Source organism: Mucilaginibacter panaciglaebae, from assembly GCF_039539265.1.
GTDB lineage: Bacteria > Bacteroidota > Bacteroidia > Sphingobacteriales > Sphingobacteriaceae > Mucilaginibacter > Mucilaginibacter panaciglaebae.
The window spans coordinates 210,868-226,834 of the sequence record NZ_BAABCV010000005.1; the positions used below are offsets into that span (position 1 = coordinate 210,868).

Annotated in this window: 13 protein-coding genes; 8 read left to right on the forward strand and 5 right to left on the reverse strand. The window is 43.9% G+C overall.

Annotated elements, in window-relative coordinates:
- Positions 1-37 precede the first annotated feature (37 nt).
- The 3 genes from ABD772_RS08700 to ABD772_RS08710 are packed head-to-tail and all read left to right on the forward strand — an operon-like array spanning position 38 to position 2,902.
- Entirely contained in the window at positions 38-1,033 is a 996-nt protein-coding gene (locus tag ABD772_RS08700) for an FKBP-type peptidyl-prolyl cis-trans isomerase (protein WP_345102931.1), read from the forward strand.
- A 49-nt stretch (positions 1,034-1,082) separates the two neighbouring features.
- Entirely contained in the window at positions 1,083-1,850 is a 768-nt protein-coding gene (locus ABD772_RS08705) for a TatD family hydrolase (protein ID WP_345102933.1), read from the forward strand.
- 32 nt (positions 1,851-1,882) lie between these two features.
- Complete coding sequence (locus ABD772_RS08710; RefSeq protein WP_345102935.1) at positions 1,883-2,902, forward strand: asparaginase; 1,020 nt, start codon at positions 1,883-1,885, stop codon at positions 2,900-2,902.
- 267 nt (positions 2,903-3,169) lie between these two features.
- On the opposite strand, the gene gcvP is transcribed toward ABD772_RS08710, so the two are convergent.
- Positions 3,170-6,079: an aminomethyl-transferring glycine dehydrogenase gene (gene gcvP / locus ABD772_RS08715; RefSeq protein WP_345102937.1), complete on the reverse strand. Its 2,910-nt coding sequence runs from the start codon at positions 6,077-6,079 to the stop codon at positions 3,170-3,172.
- Positions 6,080-6,239: 160 nt separating this feature from the next.
- Here gcvP and ABD772_RS08720 point away from each other — a divergent pair, with 160 nt between their 5' ends.
- Positions 6,240-6,698, forward strand: coding sequence for an Lrp/AsnC family transcriptional regulator (locus ABD772_RS08720; protein ID WP_345102939.1), 459 nt, complete (start codon positions 6,240-6,242; stop codon positions 6,696-6,698).
- Between the two features lie 90 nt (positions 6,699-6,788).
- Here the strand turns inward: ABD772_RS08720 and ABD772_RS08725 are convergent, their stop codons facing one another.
- Positions 6,789-7,508: a pyridoxine 5'-phosphate synthase gene (locus tag ABD772_RS08725; protein ID WP_345102941.1), complete on the reverse strand. Its 720-nt coding sequence runs from the start codon at positions 7,506-7,508 to the stop codon at positions 6,789-6,791.
- Between the two features lie 354 nt (positions 7,509-7,862).
- Between ABD772_RS08725 and ABD772_RS08730 the strand changes: the two genes are divergently transcribed.
- Positions 7,863-10,844, forward strand: coding sequence for an outer membrane beta-barrel protein (locus ABD772_RS08730; protein WP_345102943.1), 2,982 nt, complete (start codon positions 7,863-7,865; stop codon positions 10,842-10,844).
- A 99-nt stretch (positions 10,845-10,943) separates the two neighbouring features.
- Here the strand turns inward: ABD772_RS08730 and ABD772_RS08735 are convergent, their stop codons facing one another.
- Together ABD772_RS08735 and ABD772_RS08740 are read right to left on the reverse strand one after the other, a co-directional pair.
- Entirely contained in the window at positions 10,944-11,309 is a 366-nt protein-coding gene (locus ABD772_RS08735; RefSeq protein WP_345102945.1) for a response regulator, read from the reverse strand.
- 109 nt (positions 11,310-11,418) lie between these two features.
- Positions 11,419-11,823 carry an OsmC family protein gene (locus ABD772_RS08740; RefSeq protein ID WP_345102947.1) on the reverse strand — a complete coding sequence of 135 codons (405 nt, stop codon included), beginning with the start codon at positions 11,821-11,823 and terminating at the stop codon, positions 11,419-11,421.
- Positions 11,824-11,963: 140 nt separating this feature from the next.
- On the opposite strand from ABD772_RS08740, the gene lipA reads away from it, so the two are divergent.
- The 3 genes from lipA to ABD772_RS08755 are packed head-to-tail and all read left to right on the forward strand — an operon-like array spanning position 11,964 to position 14,252.
- Positions 11,964-12,842 (forward strand): lipoyl synthase, encoded by an 879-nt coding sequence (gene lipA / locus ABD772_RS08745; RefSeq protein WP_345102950.1) that lies wholly within the window; start codon positions 11,964-11,966, stop codon positions 12,840-12,842.
- Between the two features lie 27 nt (positions 12,843-12,869).
- A complete protein-coding gene (locus ABD772_RS08750; protein ID WP_345102952.1) occupies positions 12,870-13,418 on the forward strand; it encodes an RNA polymerase sigma factor in 549 nt (182 codons plus the stop codon).
- A gap of 9 nt (positions 13,419-13,427) precedes the next feature.
- Positions 13,428-14,252, forward strand: a complete 825-nt coding sequence (locus ABD772_RS08755) for an anti-sigma factor (RefSeq protein WP_345102954.1) — start codon at positions 13,428-13,430, stop codon at positions 14,250-14,252.
- A 131-nt stretch (positions 14,253-14,383) separates the two neighbouring features.
- Here ABD772_RS08755 and ABD772_RS08760 read toward each other — a convergent pair whose 3' ends face one another.
- Positions 14,384-15,889, reverse strand: coding sequence for an NAD(P)H-hydrate dehydratase (locus ABD772_RS08760; RefSeq protein ID WP_345102956.1), 1,506 nt, complete (start codon positions 15,887-15,889; stop codon positions 14,384-14,386).
- Positions 15,890-15,967: the final 78 nt, after the last annotated feature.

Here is a 15,967-nt window from a genome sequence, read left to right on the forward strand (position 1 = left end):
ACAGCCTCTCTTTTTAATAAAGGGAGGCTTTTTAATTATGAAAAGATATCTTTTATTTTTATTAGTCGCCACATTTGGCTTAAAAGCCAGCGCTCAGGACGATTTTCAGCGTACGCCAAAAGGCACAATGTATAAGTTGTATACCCACAATACCAGCGAACGCATTAAAGTAGGCGACATAGTTACATTTAATGTCATACAAAAAACTGATAAAGACTCTGTACTTTACAGCAGCTATGCCTCTCACAAGCCGGCTTTGGTAAAAGTTGAGGCTGCCGGCGATATGATGGATATATTTCCGTTGTTAACTGTTAATGACAGCGTTTTGGTAAAAGTGCCCACCGATACTATTTACAAAGGACACGACGAAGCCCGCCCGCCGTTCTTTCCGAAAGGCAGCAGTTTGTTAATTCTGTTACATATTGATAAGGTGCAATCTTTCGAAAGCTTTACTGCCGAGCGCAAGGCTGCCGAAGATAAACTGGCCGCTGAAGAAGCTGTGAATGCAGAAAAATACATTGCCGACAAAAAATTGAAACTAACCACTACAGCTTCTGGCCTGAAATACCAGATTATACAGGCAGGTACTAAACCTAAACCTGTTGCCGGCGACACAGTATATGTTAACTACGTTGGACATACGCTGGAGAATAAGATATTTGACAGCAGTTATGAAACGGTTGCCAAAGCTGCCGGCTTACAACAACCAGGTCGTACCTATGAGCCGTTGAGTTTTGTTTTAGGTACTCAAGGTATCATTCCGGGTTGGCAGGAGGGCATAGCGCTAATTAACGAAGGTACCAAGGCCACATTCGTTATCCCCTCAAAATTAGCGTATGGGGCTAACGCCGCCGGGCCGGATATTCCACCATACAGTACACTGGTTTTTGATATAGACTTAGTTAAGGTTGTGCACCCCAAAACAAAACCAGCTACTACAGTGGTTAAGAAGCCCGCTACTAAGAAAAAAACAACAACCAAAAAGATTACGACGACAAAGAAAACGGCCGTCGCCACCAAAAAGAAACAATAAAGCAAAAAGCCTTTCAGTTAATACCGAAAGGCTTTTTTAATTTTGCGACATGATTTTAACCGACACGCATACTCATTTATACTACCAGAGAGATGATCAAAAACGCGTTGAACTGATACAGCGCTGTCTTGATAATGATGTGAAAAGGCTCTTCTTGCCTAATGTGGATGCTGCTTCAGTTCCGCAGGTTTTTGGCTTGGTAAACGAGTATCCCGATATGTGTTACCCTATGCTGGGCATGCACCCCTGTTCGGTAAAAGAAGGCTGGGAAGCCGAGTTGGCCATTATCCGCGACAGCAAAAAGGATCACACCATTTATGCCATTGGCGAAATAGGTATTGATCTGTATTGGGATAAAACCACGCTTGATATACAGGTGCAGGCTTTTCGCGAGCAGATCAATTGGGCCAAATCACTAAAGCTGCCAATCGTGATTCATTGTCGCGAAGCTTTTAACGAGGTGTTTGAGGTTTTAGAGCAAGAGAATGATGACGATCTGCATGGCATATTCCATTGCTTTACCGGCAATGCAGCGCAGGCACAACGCGCTATCGACTTAGGTTTTTACCTGGGGATAGGTGGTGTGGTAACCTACAAAAACGGCGGACTGGACAAATTTTTACAGCAATTTGATCTAAGCCATATCGTTTTAGAAACGGATTCTCCGTATCTTTCGCCCGTTCCGCACAGGGGGAAACCCAATGAAAGTTCTTATCTGATCTATGTCGCGCAGAAAGTAGCAGAAATATATCAAACAGATATACAGACCGTAGCTGATATAACAACCGCCAATTCCAAAAAAATATTTGGTGTGTGAGGATGATTTAAACTTAGCATAATCCCGAATTAATGAGCCAGATACTCATCATTTACACCGGTGGTACAATTGGCATGATGACCGATCCTGTTACCAAGGTGCTCAAGCCGATCAACTTTGAGCAGATCATGGACAATGTACCCGAATTAGAAAAGCTTAACTGTAAGATCAAAGTACACTCGTTCGATGAGATCATCGACTCGTCAAACATGAACCCCGAGATATGGAGTGAGCTTGCAGGACTGATCGAATCGCATTATGATGATGTAGACGGATTTGTGATCCTTCATGGTTCTGATACCATGGCTTACACTGCATCCGCACTGAGCTTTATGTTGGAAAATCTGGCTAAGCCCGTAATTTTCACTGGCTCACAACTGCCTATCAGCGCTATCCGTACCGATGCTAAAGAAAACCTGATGACGGCTATTGAGATTGCCAACGCCAAAAAGAACGACCGGGCACGCGTGCCGGAGGTTTGCATTTATTTTGATTATAAGCTGTTCAGGGGTAACCGCTCATTCAAATACAACTCATCTAAGTTTGAGGCGTTCCGTTCGCCTAACTGCCCTATACTGGCCGAATCCGGCGTACACTTGCGCTTTAGCGTAAATGATATCCGGCAGCCGGCTAACGCGCCATTGAAACTGCATAAGAACCTGGTTAATGAGGTGGCGGTACTGAAACTTTATCCGGGCATTAGTCCTAAGGTGGTTGCGGCTACTTTGGATGCCGATGTGCGCGGTATTGTGATGGAAACTTTTGGCGCCGGAAATACGACTACCGACCAATGGTTCATCGATCTGCTTAAAAAAGCTATTGACAGCGGTAAGGTTATCCTGGATATATCCCAATGTAAAGTAGGCACTGTGGAGCTGGGCCGTTACGAAACCAGCAAACAACTCAAAGACATTGGCGTAGCTAACGGTTACGATATGACCTTCGAGGCGGCTGTTACCAAAATGATGTATCTGTTGGGACAATACGATGACCCTAAAGAGGTAAAGCGTTTGTTAGAGATTGATTTACGGGGCGAATTGACAGAGTCATAATCCGTATTGGTGATCCACGCGAGAGTGTGTATCAATTGGATCAGTTGGATCACATGATATTTATAACTCTATGATAGTTAATGATTTAGTTTTGACAAGGTTTAAAAGTGGATCACTTTGGATCACTTTTTATGACTCATAAGTCTTTTTTTGGATCGCTTGGTTCAGGGCAATACAAAAAAAAGGCTGACGATCCTCACAATCATCAGCCTTAATATTTACATCATCTGCGCATCTGAATATACAAACAGCTGCACATCAAGAAATTCACGTTCCAAATTCCGGTGTAGTTACTTCGCTTTCCTCAAACTCATAATCCGTTAATGGCGGGCATGAGCAGATCAGCGTTCTATCGCCATAGGTGTCATTTACACGACCAACCGACGGCCAGAATTTATAAGCAGCCACGTAAGGCAGCGGGAAGCCTGCTTTTTGGCGGCTATATGGCCTGTTCCACTCGTCGGCGGTAATTACAGCTGCGGTATGCGGTGCATTTTTAAGTGGATTATCAGCTTTATCTGAAGCGCCTTTTTCTACCTCCGCGATCTCTTTACGGATAGCGATCATGGCATCACAAAAACGATCTAATTCGTGTTTAGGCTCAGACTCGGTAGGCTCAACCATCACCGTGCCTGCAACCGGAAAGGACACAGTAGGTGCATGGAAGCCATAGTCCATTAAACGTTTAGCGATATCAACCACCTCGATACCTGCGGCTTTGAATGAACGGCAATCCAGGATCATTTCGTGAGCGCAACGGCCATGCGAGCCGGTGTACAGTACCGGATAGTATTTTTCAAGACGAGCCTTGATATAGTTGGCATTCAGGATAGCATAACGGGTTGCGTTAGTTAGTCCGTCGGCCCCCATCATGGCAATGTAAGCATGCGAAATGATCAGGATAGAGGCCGATCCCCAAGGCGCTGCCGATACGGCATGTATAGCCTTGCCATTGTCGATATCAACCACAGCATGGCCCGGTAAATATGGCACCAGGTGTTTGGCTACGCCGATAGGGCCCATGCCGGGGCCACCGCCACCGTGCGGGATACAGAATGTTTTATGCAGGTTAAGGTGGCAAACGTCGGCACCAATGGTCGCCGGACTGGTCAGGCCTACCTGGGCGTTCATATTTGCACCGTCCATATAAACCTGGCCGCCATTGTCATGGATGATCTGGCAAATGTCAATGATCGACTCTTCGAATACGCCGTGGGTTGACGGATAAGTAACCATCAGACATGACAGGTCGTCTTTATGCTCTTCGGCTTTGGTTTTCAGGTCGGCTACATCGATATTGCCATTGTCGTCGCATTTTACTACAATGATTTTCATGCCCGCCATAGCTGCCGATGCAGGGTTAGTGCCATGCGCAGATGATGGGATCAACACTACATTACGGTGGTGGTCGCCGCGATCCATATGATAAGCGCGGATAACCATTAAGCCGGCATATTCGCCCTGCGCACCCGCGTTTGGCTGTAAGCTCATGGCTGCAAAGCCGGTGATCTCGCTTAACCAGCGGTTTAGCTCGTCGAACAACTGCATGTAGCCACCTGTTTGGTCGACAGGTGCAAATGGGTGCATACGGCTAAACTCGGCCCAGGTAACCGGTACCATCTCTGTGGTTGCGTTGAGTTTCATGGTGCATGAACCCAGTGCGATCATCGAGTGGCAAAGCGAAAGATCTTTAGTTTCTAATGATTTGATATAACGCAGCATTTCATGTTCTGAATGATGCGTGTTGAATATGGAGTGAGCCAGGTACACAGAAGTACGTCGCAGCCCCGCCGGGATAACGGTTTCCAGGTTAGCCTGCTTGCTGTCGAAATCAACATCATTAACTGATTTGCCTTTAACTTTGGCAAAGATGTGAACCAGGGCCTTGATATCTTCGGGCGTAGTAGTCTCATCAATGGAGATAGTTACTACAGAACCATTATAATTTAAGTTGATGTCGTTATTTAAAGCCTCTGAGTGGATAGAACCAACCAGATCGCCCAGATCTAACTTAATAGTATCGAAATAGGCATCGTTTAGTTGGCTATAGCCCAACTGCTCTAAACTTTGGCTTAACAGGATAGCCAGTCCGTGTATACGTCCGGCAATCAGTTTTAAACCGTGCGGGCCATGGTAAACGGCATACATACCGGCCATAATGGCTAATAAAGCCTGGGCAGTACAAATATTGGAGGTAGCTTTATCTCTGCGGATATGCTGTTCGCGGGTTTGCAGTGCCATACGCAGGGCATAGTTTTCGGCGCTATCAATAGTAACCCCGATGATGCGGCCCGGTATGGAGCGCTTGTATTCTTCTTTAGTAGCAAAAAAAGCAGCATGCGGACCGCCAAAGCCCATTGGCACACCAAAACGCTGGCTTGAGCCAACTACAATGTCGGCACCCCATTCGCCCGGAGGCGTTAACAGTACAAGGCTCATTAAATCGGCAACAACGGTGGTTTTTATGCCTTTGTCATGTCCTTTAGCTACAAAGTCGGCATAGTCATAAACCTGACCTTTACCGGCAGGGTACTGAACAATGGCGCCAAACATGTCGTCAGTTAATTCAACGGTACGGTGGTCGCCTATTTGCAGGCTGATGCCATACGGCTCTGCCCTGAGTTTTAAAATATCTATAGTTTGGGCGAAAAGCTCTTCTGATACAAAGAAAACTTTAGCGCCGTCTTTTTTACGCAGGGTATATTGCATAAACATTGCCTCGGCGGCGGCAGTGCCTTCGTCCAGCAAAGAAGCGTTTGCAATTTCCATCCCCGTAAGGTCAATAACCATAGTCTGGAAGTTTAACAAAGCCTGTAAGCGGCCCTGAGCAATCTCTGCCTGGTAGGGAGTATATTGAGTATACCATCCCGGATTTTCTAAAATATTGCGCTGAATAACACCCGGCACGATCACATCATAATAACCCTGACCAATGTAGCTGCGGTAAACTTTGTTTTTTGATGCGGTTTGTTTGAGGTCCTTAAGGTAAGTAAACTCACTTTTTGCCGCAGGCAGGTTAAGCGGCCTTTTTAATCTGATTTTAGCAGGTACCGTTTGGTCTATCAGTTCATCATGCGAATTTACGCCAATAGCTTTTAGCATTTCTGCGGTGTCCGCTTCGCCGGGAGCAATGTGCCTACCCTCAAATTTTTCCTCGTACTGTGTGTTTAATTTCATGCTAACTGCTTGATTATTATCGCAGGCAAAATTACATAATAAAGAATTTTTATTTTATATAGATGATTGCATTGGTAATTTTTGCTGAAAAAGTTAATATTTTTATAAAATATTTCTTGATAAGCCCGTATTTAACCATTTAATCAGAAAAATTATCCTCATGGAAACTATAGACGAAATTGACAAAAGCATTTTGCGCGAATTGCAGAAAAACGCCAAGATCACTACAAAGGAATTAGCCTCGAAACTAAACCTCACCATATCGCCGGTTTACGAGCGCATAAAGCGGCTTGAAAACATGCGATTTATTAAAGAGTACGTCGCTGTGCTGGATAAAAATCTCATCAATAAACCATTTACCAGCTACTGCCAGGTATCCATGCGTTACCATGAAGAGTATATAGACAAATTTGAGGAAGAAATATTAAAGCTCGACGAGGTGCAGGAGTGCTATCACATTGCCGGACAAATAGATTTTTTATTGAAGATAAATGTAAGCAGCATCGATGAATACCATGATTTTATCAGGTACAAGCTGTCCAAGATCAATAACATAGGGTTATTAAATAGCGCCTTTGTGTTAAAGGAGATCAAGAAAACATATGCGTATAATATTTAATTGCATATTGACACGCGACGCATCGCGTCTCCCGTTTTTGCAAGCATTGGTGTATAAGACGCGACGCATCGCGTCTTATACATCGTACAATTATTTCGCCAACTGCCTTAAATATAGCTGAACGGTATTTTCTAAGCCATAATACAATGCATCGCTAATCAACGCGTGGCCTATGCTCACCTCGTCTAAAGCCACAATGTTTTCCGCAAAATATTTCAGGTTATTCAAATCGAGGTCATGTCCGGCATTAATACCTAAGCCCAGTTGATGTGCGGTTTCAGCGGCTCTGATGTAGGGTGCAATTGCAGCCTCTTTGCTTGGGCTGTATTGATGCGCGTAAGCTTCGGTATAAAGCTCAATACGGTCGGTGCCCGTTGTTGCGGCCGCCTCAACCATTTCAATCACCGGGTCAACAAAAATGGACACGCGGATGCCTGCATTTTTAAATACAGCTATAATATTCTTCAGGTATTCCTGATTTTTAAGGGTATCCCAACCGTGGTTTGAGGTGAGCTGTCCCAAAGCATCAGGTACCAAAGTAACCTGCTCGGGTTTGACAGCCAGTACCAGGTCAACAAACTTTTGCTCCTGGCAATTGCCTTCAATATTAAACTCGGTAGTAACAATCTTCTTCAGCTCATAAACATCATTGTATCGGATATGACGCTCGTCAGGACGGGGGTGTACCGTTATGCCTTGTGCGCCAAAGCGTTCGCAGTCCCTGGCAACTTGTATCAGGTTTGGATTATTACCGCCGCGCGAATTGCGCAGGGTAGCTATTTTGTTAATGTTAACAGATAGTCGGGTCATGGGTAGTTACACGTTAAAAGATCAAATATCACCATTAGTTAATTAATAGGCCAATATTATGATATCATTTAATTGAAATAATATTATAATAACACTTTACCATGGTTGATTTATTCATACTATGATTTGGTTTGAAGGCGGCGGAAATTAAAACAAACTTCTAATGTTCTTTTTTGTTGATACCGCTGATTTATAATGGCCTAATGTAACAATTATGGTATTAATGAACCATTTGGATTATGCAATGTAACAATAGTATTATTGATAATTGTTATAAGTAATTTAAATTGAACCTTTGTGCCTAAACGATATTTAAAGCAAATATTTTATACTAAACGTACCACATCTTCTATTATGAAATTTATCATTATTCCCCTATTTTTAATATTTTCCCTGGCCGGAAGCTTATTTGCACAGTCGACGCATAATGTGCGTGGCACCGTGGTTGATACTGCAAAACAAACTCTGCCCGGAACCACGGTGAAATTAAAAACCGACCTTGGCGACAGCTTACAGGTTATTACTGACCTTAATGGTAAATTTGTACTTTCAGGTATAAAGGGAACCAAGATCACGCTTTATGTATCCACCATTGGGTATCAGGCCATTATTAAACATTATAGTTTTTCGCCTACAGACAGCACCACACTGATGATACCTCCGATTGTTTTAAAAAGCGAAAGCAGAATGATCAAAGAGGTTACCGTAGTGGGTATTAATCCGGTAAAATTTACGGAAGATACTGTAAGCTATAAAATAGCTGCTTATCCGGTGCGCGAGAATGCCCCTGTCGAGGATGTATTAAAAAAGATGCCGGGCGTTGATGTTGACGCAAATGGTAACGTAAGCGTACAAGGAAAATCAGTTACCAAAGTACGTATCAACGGTAAAGATTTTATGGGTGGCGACGTACAATCGGCCACTAAAAATATACCTGCAGACATATTGGAAAGTGCGCAGATCATTGATGATTATGGCGATCAGGCTAACTTAACCGGCGTTAAGACCGGCGAGCCTAATAAAATATTGAACTTCACTATCCGCGCCGACAAAAACTATGGTTATTCATTACAGGCTAATGCCGGTGTTGGCCGTGATGCCTTGCCTCAACAACCCGGGATTGACAATAATACGCGTTACATGGGTTCTGTAAACTTTTTTAACTTTAAAGGAAACAGGCAAATAACCGTTTTGGGCAACATCAATAACACCAATACCAACACCTTTAATTTTGGTGGCGGCGGTGGCGGGGGTAACTTTGGCGGCGGCGGCGGTGGTGGTGGCGGCCGTGCACAACGGGGCGGTGGTAATACGGGTTTGGCAAGTACCAAAGACGGTATCACCATAGCGCGTGCCATAGGTACTAACTACCGCGACCAGTGGGGTAAATATATCTCGGTGTATGGTAGCTATAGTTTTTCTGACAACTCTACATTTACACAAAGCAATACCTTGCGTACCAATAGCGGTTTGGGTACTGAAAACACCAATCAAACCACTGCCAATGACAACCCGATAAATCATCGTTTCAACTTTAACCTGGAGTATAAACCCGATACCATCAACTATTTAAAGATATCGCCTACATTTACTTACGGAAGCACTAATTCTACGTCGGTTGAGGATGTAGATTACAGGACAAACGATACTACAACCCAGGCTTATCGTACTCATATGCTGAGCAGATCGACCTCGCCGGCTTTTAGCACCTTTTTGTTATACAATCACCGTTTTGCAAAGCAAGGGCGTAATTTCAGTTTGTTTACACAGGTAAGTACTTCAAGTAGTAACTCATACAGTAATCCTGTTTTAAATTATACAGCAGGTGTGCCTAACGTACCAACTAACCAGGTTATCAATTCAGATAATCACACTACTACTTTCGGTGGCAACTTGTCATACCTGGAGCCCATTGGCAGAATATCATACCTGGAGTTAAGTTATAATTATAACCATTCATACACTTCAAATGATAAAGAGACCGACACCTTGGCGACAGGCAATGTTTACAATAATTATGCTTTATTGAGCAATAATTACAATTATACATTTACCACAAACAGGGTTGGCTTAAACTTCAGGGTGATTGATACCAAATATAACTATACCTTAGGGCTTGGCGTTCAGCCATCTGTATTAGATGGCCGTTCAATTACCAATAACATCAATACGCATAAAAGCCAAACCAATATTGTGCCGGCTGCGCGTTTCATTTACAACTTTTCAAGGAATGAAGCTTTAAGTATAAACTATAACGGTTCAAGCACTCAACCTTCATTTGATCAGCTACAACCGGTTGTCGATCTGTCGAGCGCGTCATACCCGGTGCAAGGTAACCCGGATCTGAAACAACAATTTACCAATAGAGTATTTGTACGTTATAACTCTTTTGGTTTAGAATCGGGCAACATATTATTTTTAAACACGTCATTTAACCAGATCAGCAATTACGTAGCAACCCGTACTACTACTTTCCGCCGACTAAGTTCGGCTGTAATAGCTGCTGATCCGGCATTAAAAAACTTCAGCAACACTACTTTAACCCGTTATTTAAATGCAGACGGATATTATTCGGCTTCTGCACAAGCTTTGTTCTCAAAGCCATGGGATGACCGCCGTTATACTTTGTCCTTTAATGGTAACGTCAGCTATACCAAATATCCGGGTTTTGTCGATGTGGTTGATAGCAATAACGTATCAAGCCCGACATTGAAAAACATATCGAAAACCTTAACCTTTACACCCGGCACCCGTTTCAGATTGGATATAACCGACGTTGTTGATGCACAAGCCAGCGCGAATTACTCAATCAGCAAAACGGATAACTCTTTAACCGGCAACAGTGCATTAACACAAAATACCAATATCCGCGCATTGACATTAGGCCTTGCCGGTAAAAACTATTTTGGCAACTGGACATTTAGCTACGATTATTCTAAGCAGATCAACTCGGGATATACTATCCCCGTTACCAACCCTAACATCCTGAGCGTATATTTAGAGCGCAGATTTTTACCGCAAAACCGTGCTACTCTTCGTTTAGCGGCTTATGACTTGTTTAACCAGAATACAGGGTTTTCTGTAAACAGCGATGGTGCCAGTGTAACCCAAACCAGTGTAAACAGACTGGGCCGTTATTACATGTTGACGTTCTCGCTACGTCTGCAAAAATTTGCGGGTCGCGCGCCTGCACAAGGTGAAGGGGATGACCGCGGCGGTCGTGGTAATCGCGGTGGCAGCGGTAGTGACCGCCCGCGTGGCGACCGGCAACGTGGTGGCGGTGGCGGCAATTTTGGCGGCGGTGGCGGCAATTTCGGTGGCGGCGGTCCGCAGTAGTTGCACCAATTAACTCAGGTAAGTTAGATAGCTATATAAAAATAAAACCCCGGCTGGGGAATAACCAGCCGGGGTTTTATTTTAAAGCTTTATAGGTGTCTAAGCGACAGAACTGATTATGCGTTCAAGCTCATCCAGGTCAAAAGGCTTGGCTAAATAGGTTTCGGCGCCTGCGTCGTTGGCTAATAGCTGTATATCGCTGTTTGCAGAGAAATAGATTACCGGGATATTTTTAAGCTCTTCGTCCTTTTTAAGTGTTTGTGTAGCAATTATACCTCCCGCATCGGGTATCCAGTTATCCATTAGTATTACATCCGGCATAATACCCGAAACGCGTTCGGTTATTGCGTTGCAATCTGTAAAGGTGTATACATCCCAACCTTTCTCTTCTAAAATGTAATTGCAGATAGACAGGATATCCTCGTCATCGTCAAATACAATGATCTTCCGTTTGGTATTGCTCATTATGGTTTAATCAAAGTAAATATTGGCGTGAAGCTATGTATAAACACTAATTGTTTGTAAATGTTTGCTTGAAATATAAAATAGTTAACTATAGGCCAATATATAAACCTTAATCCCAGCCAAAATCAATAGTTTTAATCACATCCGGGTGCAGGCTTACAGCCACCGGACAACCCAGTGCAGCCTTTTTAAGTATCTCCTTTTCTTTTTCAGTGTATTGTTTCGGGAATTTAAAAGTCGTCACCACCTCGGCAACACGGCGCGGGTTTGCGGCCATTACCTTTGTTACTTCGCACTCAGTACCATTCATGTCAATGCCATGTACATCGGCGGCTATGCCCATCGTAGTCAGCATGCAGCCTGCTAATGATTCGGTCAGTAAATCTGTGGGCGAGAACGATTCGCCTTTGCCTTTGTTGTCGGTTGGCGCATCAGTAATGATTTTTGTTCCGGATTGTAAATGGGTTGCCTCGGTACGTAAGCCGCCCAGGTAAGTGGTGTGTATAGTTGCCATAAAGATGTGTTACAATATTGATTAATATTTATTTCTCACAAATCTATAAACGTTTATTAACGTATATCAACTAACTGTAATAAATTTGACAAAGAACGCCGCCTTTTTTGGGTTAAGGGGTTTTTACTTACTTTTGTTTTATGATTGAGTTGCCGGTAGTACCTGTTGAACCAAAACAACGCAAGCCAGACTGGTTGAGGGTGAAGCTTCCTGTTGGAAAAGAGTATGCGCATGTACGTAGTTTGGTTGATACCCATAAACTTCATACTATTTGCGAAAGCGGCAATTGCCCAAATATGGGCGAATGCTGGGGCGCAGGTACTGCAACATTTATGATATTGGGTAACATCTGTACCCGCTCGTGCTCATTTTGTGCGGTGGCCACCGGGCGGCCGCTGGCGGTTGATACCGATGAGCCAAACCGTGTAGCTAACTCAGTGAAACTAATGCAGGTAAAACACTGCGTAATAACATCGGTGGATCGAGATGATCTGAAAGACGGTGGCTCCATCATCTGGGCAGAAACAATCAATGCCATTCGACGCGAAAGCCCTGAAACTACGTTAGAAACATTATTGCCCGATTTTAAAGGACAATGGGATAACCTGGCCCGTGTGCTTGAAACCCGCCCTGAAGTTGTATCCCATAACCTGGAAACCGTACGCAGCCTTACCCGTGAGGTGCGCATACAGGCCAAGTATGATCGTAGTTTAGAAGCCCTGAAACATATTTCTGATACCGGATTACGTACCAAATCGGGCATCATGCTGGGTTTGGGCGAAAAAGAGCAAGACGTTTTAGAAGCAATGGACGACCTGCTGGCAGCCGGGGTGCATATACTTACCCTGGGTCAATACCTGCAGCCAACGCGCAGCCACCACCCGGTTGTTGACTGGATACACCCCGACCAGTTTGCTTTTTACAAACAAGCCGGATTGGATAAAGGGTTTAAATATGTGGAAAGCGGACCACTGGTGCGGTCGTCTTATCATGCTGAAAAACACCTGTTTGAAATCTGAGAATTCCTTTTTATCTTCACCCTGTTTGTGAATAAAAGAAAACTGTCCCTTTCTGAAGAAGAGCTGGTTCTGGCCTTAAGAAACCGCGAAAAAATAGCTGTCGAAGCGCTATACGATATGTACTCGGCGTCGCTATTTGGTGTCATTTCGCGTGTTGTTTCTGACGAGGCAACTGCCGAAGATATTTTACAGGAAACTTTTGTAAAAATATGGCATTCGTTTTCAAGCTATAGCGAAGATAAAGGCCGCTTATTTACCTGGATGGTAAATATAGCGCGCAACCTCTCTATCGATAAATTAAGATCGAAAGATTTTAAGAACAACAGCAAAAACCAAGCACTGGAAAATAACGTAACTTCCATAGATGAACAAAAAAGCACAGTTTACAAACCTGAGTTAATGGGCATCAAAGATTTAGTGCAGACACTTAAGCCCGAACAAAAGTCTATCCTTGATTTAGTTTATTTTAAAGGTTACACGCACGTTGAAGCGGCTGATGAACTTGGTATACCGCTTGGAACGATAAAAACCCGGTTGCGTATGGCAATAATTGAACTCAGAAAATATTTTAATTGAAGCCGAAAAGTGGAAGACGTGAACAAATTTATTGAATCAGGGATCTTAGAACTCTATGTTCTGGGAAACGTTTCGCCAGCCGAACGACGGGAGGTTGAAGCTATGATTCAAAAACATCCGGCGGTGAGGGCAGAGTTAGAGGAGATTGAAAAAGCGCTGGAGTCTTACGCCTTCGAAAATGCCATCCAACCGTCTGATAAGCAACGCACTAAAGTTTTAAATAGCCTGGTTGTCAATCTTGCTGACGATCGCACCTTTACAAAAAAGGAAACCGTTACTGAGCCTACCGTAATTACCATGCGTCAGCCCGGTACAAGTAATTTTTATAAATATGCATTTGCTGCCAGCGTGGCCTTGTTGTTAGCCAGCATTGTTGCCATCTACAATTTAAGTAATAAGCTGCAACAGAAGACACAGGAACTGGTAGCCGCCAACCTGCAAAATCAAAAGTTTACCACAACGGTAAATTTTATGAATGAGCAACTGGGCGTATTCAGAGATACCAGCTATAAAATATTGCATCTAAAAGGCACTAAGAACCTGCCCCATGGCAATATGCTGGTGGCATGGAATCCGGTTAAGAAAAAGGTAATGATAGACCTGCAGGCAGTAAATATGCCGGTTAATGATAAAGAGCATCAATACCAATTATGGGCGTTGGTTAGCGGTAAACCTGTAGACTTGGGCGTATTTGATAAAATAACCGAAGACGGTGCCCGGATGAAAGAAATGAGACCGGTTGCTTTGGCTGAGGCTTTTGCGGTGACCCGCGAGCCAAGAGGCGGCAGTGTCAACCCAACCATGAGCGAAATGATGGTTATCGGCCAGTTTTAATAAAAAATTATTTTTGCTGTAACTAATAACAGATAACGGCGTCTTATAAGTACAAAGCAAGGAGTATTTGTTCTTTATAAGATCAGTTAATAAGTAGGAAAAACGGACGTATAATACTTGCGGCCGTTTTTTTATGCCATTAATTTGGCCATGGTTAGCGGCAATTGCCGAGCCAGAAGGCCGGGCATGACCACATTCATGCGGTTGGGCAACGCCAGTTCATCTCCTGCTTTGCCATGTATATAAACACCAAGTATACAAGCTTCAGTCGGCAGGTATTTTTGTGCGAGCAGTGAAGTGATAATTCCCGTAAGCACATCGCCCATACCACCTGTAGCCATAGCTGCATTGCTGGTAGAGTTGAAATAAACCTTTCCTTGTGGCGTAACTACCAGCGTGTAATCATTTTTTAACACGATGTTGATGTTACGGTTTTTAGCGCTTTTTATAGCACTTTGCAGCCGTTGCCACCAATTGTCATGGTCGCCAAACAGGCGGTCAAATTCCTTCATATGTGGGGTGACAATACTCCCTGCAGGCACTTTATCCCAGAGCTTGGGGTTAGCTGCCAATAAATTCAATCCGTCAGCGTCGATCACTATGGGTTTTTTGAAATTGTCCAGCACTGCGCCCAATAATTTCAACGCGTCATCGCCTTTACCCAAGCCCGGCCCTATGCCAATAGTGCTGAATTTTTCCCATTCAATCTCAGGCAATTTATTTTCTTCACGAACCACAGCCATTACCTCGGGTTGATAGGTATTCAATGCAGTTAGCCCGCTTTGAGGCACACAAGCGGTGGTTAGGCCGGTGCCGGCATAAGCGCATCCCGCCGAGCTAAGCAGGGCTGCTCCCATAGTTTCAGCTTGTCCAGCTATGATGAGTGCGTGGCCATAGGTGCCTTTATTGCTAAAGCGATGTCGGGGCTTTAATAACTTTCGGATATCTCTTTCTTCCAGAAACAGGTAAGGCGATCGCAGCGACTTTATAAAGTTTTCATCCAGGCCAATGTTCACGGCCTCCCAGCATTTAATATGTGGTGCAGACTCAGGTAGCAGGAAATTGATCTTAGGTTGCTGGAAGGTGATCGCCAGGTCGGCATGGATCACTGTAGCTTCTCCGTCCAGCTCGCCATCAGTATAAAATCCGGTAGGGACATCAACTGCCACCACAGTTTTGTGTAAGTCGTTTATATAATCAGCCAGACGTTTATAATCATCGTGCAAAGGTTTGTTGATACCGCTGCCTAATAACGCATCGATAATGATCTCAGCATCTTCCGCCGGAAACGGCGCTTTAGGTTGGAGCTCATGCAGATCTAACCCCATTTGGGTAATGCGACCAAGATTGGTATTAAAATCATCAGTCGATTTTTCTGAAAAGCGCGATACTTTGATATTGATCTTAAGATATTTATGGTCATATAGCATACGCGCAATAGCCAGGCCGTCGCCGCCGTTATTGCCGGTGCCACAATAAACCGCAACTTTCAAATTCCTGTCGGGAAAATGATTTACAAACCAACCGACAAAAGCCTTCGAGGCCCGCTCCATTAGATTAATAGAGCTGATAGGTTCGTTAGCTATCGTATAAGCATCAGCTTCGCGAATTTGTTGAGCGGTTAGTAGTGGCAGCATACCGTATAAATTTAAAGTTTCCTGGTTTTGTTTTATAATAGTTTTTTAGATGAACCGGGTGATGGGATGCGTCATACT

Coding starts and splice junctions, on each gene's coding strand:
- ABD772_RS08700 (WP_345102931.1), top strand. CDS start 38: ATGAAAAGATATCTTTTATTTTTATTAGTCGCCACATTTGGCTTAAAA.
- ABD772_RS08705 (WP_345102933.1), top strand. CDS start 1,083: ATGATTTTAACCGACACGCATACTCATTTATACTACCAGAGAGATGAT.
- ABD772_RS08710 (WP_345102935.1), top strand. CDS start 1,883: ATGAGCCAGATACTCATCATTTACACCGGTGGTACAATTGGCATGATG.
- gcvP (WP_345102937.1), bottom strand. CDS start 6,079: ATGAAATTAAACACACAGTACGAGGAAAAATTTGAGGGTAGGCACATT.
- ABD772_RS08720 (WP_345102939.1), top strand. CDS start 6,240: ATGGAAACTATAGACGAAATTGACAAAAGCATTTTGCGCGAATTGCAG.
- ABD772_RS08725 (WP_345102941.1), bottom strand. CDS start 7,508: ATGACCCGACTATCTGTTAACATTAACAAAATAGCTACCCTGCGCAAT.
- ABD772_RS08730 (WP_345102943.1), top strand. CDS start 7,863: ATGAAATTTATCATTATTCCCCTATTTTTAATATTTTCCCTGGCCGGA.
- ABD772_RS08735 (WP_345102945.1), bottom strand. CDS start 11,309: ATGAGCAATACCAAACGGAAGATCATTGTATTTGACGATGACGAGGAT.
- ABD772_RS08740 (WP_345102947.1), bottom strand. CDS start 11,823: ATGGCAACTATACACACCACTTACCTGGGCGGCTTACGTACCGAGGCA.
- lipA (WP_345102950.1), top strand. CDS start 11,964: ATGATTGAGTTGCCGGTAGTACCTGTTGAACCAAAACAACGCAAGCCA.
- ABD772_RS08760 (WP_345102956.1), bottom strand. CDS start 15,889: ATGCTGCCACTACTAACCGCTCAACAAATTCGCGAAGCTGATGCTTAT.